General features: G+C 63.2%; 4 protein-coding genes and 1 pseudogene. All 5 read left to right on the plus strand.

Features of this window, described 5'->3' with window-relative positions; all coding sequences use genetic code 11:
- Nucleotides 1-102 (plus strand): annotated as a pseudogene (locus Q0071_RS05315) (NADH-quinone oxidoreductase subunit I); the annotation flags it as partial.
- Nucleotides 103-114: 12 nt separating this feature from the next.
- Nucleotides 115-732, plus strand: coding sequence for an NADH-quinone oxidoreductase subunit J (locus Q0071_RS05320; protein WP_298166094.1), 618 nt, complete (start codon nt 115-117; stop codon nt 730-732).
- 43 nt (nt 733-775) lie between these two features.
- The gene (gene nuoK / locus Q0071_RS05325) at nt 776-1,081 is read left to right on the plus strand and encodes an NADH-quinone oxidoreductase subunit NuoK (RefSeq protein ID WP_298166096.1); all 306 of its coding nucleotides are present in this window, start codon (nt 776-778) and stop codon (nt 1,079-1,081) included.
- 6 nt (nt 1,082-1,087) lie between these two features.
- Nucleotides 1,088-3,136, plus strand: coding sequence for an NADH-quinone oxidoreductase subunit L (gene nuoL / locus Q0071_RS05330; RefSeq protein WP_298166097.1), 2,049 nt, complete (start codon nt 1,088-1,090; stop codon nt 3,134-3,136).
- Nucleotides 3,133-3,704: proton-conducting transporter membrane subunit (locus tag Q0071_RS05335; protein ID WP_298166099.1), on the plus strand; the 572-nt coding region annotated here is incomplete at its 3' end. The genes nuoL and Q0071_RS05335, both read left to right, overlap by 4 nt.

The raw sequence follows: 3,704 nt of genomic DNA on the forward strand, positions 1-3,704 counted from the left end.
CGCGAGGAACTGCTCTACGACAAGACCAAGCTGCTCGCGAACGGGGACAAGTGGGAGCGGGCGCTCGCCGCGAACCTTGAAGCCGATGCACCGTACCGCTAGGGGCCGCGCAACATGATGCAGGTGTTCGCTTTTTATCTCTTCGCTAGCCTCGTGATTGCCTCCGGCGCGATCACGATCCTTGCCCGCAATCCGGTGCATTCGGTGCTGTGGCTGATCCTCGCGTTCTTCAACGCGGCGGGGCTGATGGTGCTGGTGGGCGCGGAATTCATCGCGATGCTGCTGGTCATCGTCTACGTCGGCGCGGTCGCTGTGCTGTTCCTGTTCGTGGTCATGATGCTCGACATCGACTTTTCGGAAATGCGCGCAGGGTTCATCAAGAACGCGCCGCTGGGCGTGCTGATTGCCGCCGTGCTGCTGTGCGAACTGGTGCTGGGCGTGGGCGCCGGGAAGACCGGCGCGCTGGAACTGGGCGTCGCGAACGGGGCTTCGGCGACGCCGGAGGGGCTTTCGAACACGGCTGCCATCGGCGCGCTGCTCTACACGCGCTATCTGTTCCTGTTCGAGGCGGCGGGGATCGTCCTGCTCGTCGCGATGATCGGCGCGATCGTGCTGACGCACCGCCAGCGCAGCGATACGCGCGGGCAGAACGTGGGCCGGCAGGTCGCGCGGCGTCCGGAAGACGCGACCGTGAATGTGAAGCCCGCCGTGGGCCAGGGGGTGACGCTGTGACCCTTCGACAAGCTCAGGGCGAGCGGAATATGGAGCTGCGCGCGTGATTGGGATTGAACACTATGTCGTGGTGAGCTCGATCCTGTTCGTGCTCGGCGTGCTGGGGATCTTCCTCAACCGCAAGAACGTGATCGTCATCCTCATGGCGATCGAGCTGATTCTGCTGGCGGTGAACATCAATTTCGTCGCGTTCAGCGCGTTCCTGCACGACCTTGTCGGCCAGATCTTCGCTATGTTCGTGCTGACCGTGGCGGCGGGCGAGGCGGCGATCGGGCTTGCCATTCTCGTCATCTACTTCCGTGGACGCGGCACGATTGCCGTGGACGACGTCAACCGGATGAAGGGGTAGACCACCGTGCATCCGATCCAGATTATCGTGTTCCTGCCGCTGCTGGCGGCGCTGGTCGTAGGCCTAGGCGCTCGGCTGATCGGCAAGGTGCCGGCCAAGCTCGTGACGACGGGGGCGTTGTTTACCTCGTGCGCGCTGTCGTGGCCGATCTTCCTTTCGTTCCTGAGTGGCAGCGCCGAAGCCTCGGTGGTGCCGGTGCTGCAATGGGTGCGTTCGGGCGATCTCGACTTTCAGTGGGCGCTTCGCGTCGATACGCTGACTGCGATCATGCTGGTGGTTATCACCAGCGTCTCGGCGCTCGTCCACCTGTACTCTTGGGGCTACATGGACGAGGACCCGGATCAGCCGCGGTTCTTCGCCTACCTTTCGTTGTTCACCTTCGCGATGCTGATGCTGGTGACAGCGGACAACCTCGTCCAGATGTTCTTCGGCTGGGAAGGGGTGGGCCTAGCCTCGTACCTCCTGATCGGGTTCTGGTTCAGGAAGCCGAGTGCAAACGCGGCGGCGATGAAGGCCTTCGTGGTGAACCGCGTGGGTGACCTCGGCTTCATGATGGGCATTTTCGGCACGTTTCTGGTGTTCGGCACCGTTTCGATCCCGGCGATCCTGACGGCGGCGCCGGGCATGGCGGGCAGCACCATCGGTTTCCTCGGCTACCGGCTCGATACGATGACGGTGCTGTGCATTCTGCTATTCATAGGCGCGATGGGCAAATCGGCGCAGCTTGGCCTCCACACCTGGCTGCCGGACGCGATGGAAGGCCCGACCCCGGTTTCGGCACTGATCCACGCCGCGACCATGGTGACCGCAGGCGTGTTCATGGTCTGCCGCCTTTCGCCGATGTTCCAGACGAGCGAAACCGCGATGACCGTGGTGACCTATGTCGGCGCGGCGACCTGCTTCTTTGCCGCGACCATCGGCACGACGCAGTGGGACATCAAGCGGGTAATCGCTTATTCGACCTGCTCGCAGCTCGGCTACATGTTCGTGGCGGCGGGCGTGGGCGCGCCGGGTGCGGCGATGTTCCACCTCTTTACCCACGCCTTCTTCAAGGCGCTGCTGTTCCTTGGCGCGGGCTCGGTCATCCATGCGATGCACCATGAGCAGGACATGCGCTATTACGGCGGCCTCCGGAAGCACATCCCGCTCACCTTCTGGGCGATGATGATGGGCACGCTGGCCATCACTGGTGTCGGCATCGTCGATGTGTTCGGTTTCGCAGGGTTCTATTCCAAGGATTCGATCCTCGAGGCGGCTTATGCCAGCGGGACGGGCGCGGGCCACTTCGGCTTCTGGTGCGGCATTATCGCCGCGTTGATGACGAGCTTCTATTCGTGGCGGCTGATGTTCCTGACCTTCTGGGGCAAGCCGCGCTGGGAGCAGTCCGAGCATATCCAGCACGCTGTTCACGATTCTCATGGGCATGATGCGCACGACCACGGGCATGACGATCATGGCCACGACCATGGGCATGCGCACAGCCATGATGGCACGGCGGGCTATCACCCGCACGAGAGCCCGCTCTCGATGCTGGTGCCGCTGGCGCTGCTGTCGGTCGGCGCGGTGCTGGCTGGCTTTGTGTTCCACGGCGCGTTCATCAGCGAAGGCAGCGGCGAATTCTGGAAGAGCAGCGTCGCCTTCAGCGAGCACCTGATCCACGCAATGCACGGCGTGCCGGAGTGGGTGAAATGGGCTCCGTTCGGCGTGATGGTGACCGGCGTTGCAAGTGCGTACTTCGCCTATATCGCGAACCCCGGCTTCCCGGCGGCGTTCACTGCCCAGATCGGGCCGCTTTACCGGTTCGTGCTGAACAAGTGGTACTTCGACGAGCTCTACAACGCGGTGTTCGTGAAGCCTGCGATGGCGCTCGGCCGGGTGTTCTGGAAGCAGGGTGACATCGGCATCATCGACCGCTTCGGCCCCAATGGCGCGGCGGCGCTGGTCGCCCGCAGCAGCCGGATCGCAGTACGGCTGCAGTCCGGATACCTCAACAGCTATGCGCTGGTCATGCTCGTCGGCCTTGTCGGCGCGGTCAGCTGGGTGATTGCGAAATGAGCGGCTTTCCCATTCTCAGCCTGATGCTTCTCGTGCCGCTGGTCGGCGCGGTAGCCTGCCTGATGGCGGGGCGCGAAGCTGCGCGCGCGATCGCGCTGGCGGTGACGCTGGTCGATCTCGTGCTCGGCGCGGTGCTCTGGTCGCAGTACCAGATCGGCGGGCCGCAGTGGCAGTTCCAGGAACATGCCTCGGTGTTTGCCGGCTTCGAATGGAAGCTTGGCATCGACGGGATCGCACTGCTGCTGATCGCACTGACCGTGTTCCTCATGCCGATCTGCATCGGCGCGAGCTGGAACGCGATCGAGAAGCGCGCGGGTGAGTATTACGCCAACTTCCTGATCATGGAGACGCTGATGATCGGCGTCTTCACCGCGCAGGACCTGTTCCTGTTCTACATCATGTTCGAGGCCGGCCTGATTCCGATGTATCTCATCATCGGTATCTGGGGCGGGGCGGACCGCATCTACGCCAGCTACAAGTTCTTCCTCTACACGCTGCTCGGATCGGTGCTGATGCTGATCGCGATGATGTGGATGGTGAACGAGGCGGGCACGAGCGATATCCCGAC

The organism is Novosphingobium sp., assembly GCF_027486195.1.
Classification (GTDB): Bacteria; Pseudomonadota; Alphaproteobacteria; order Sphingomonadales; family Sphingomonadaceae; genus Novosphingobium.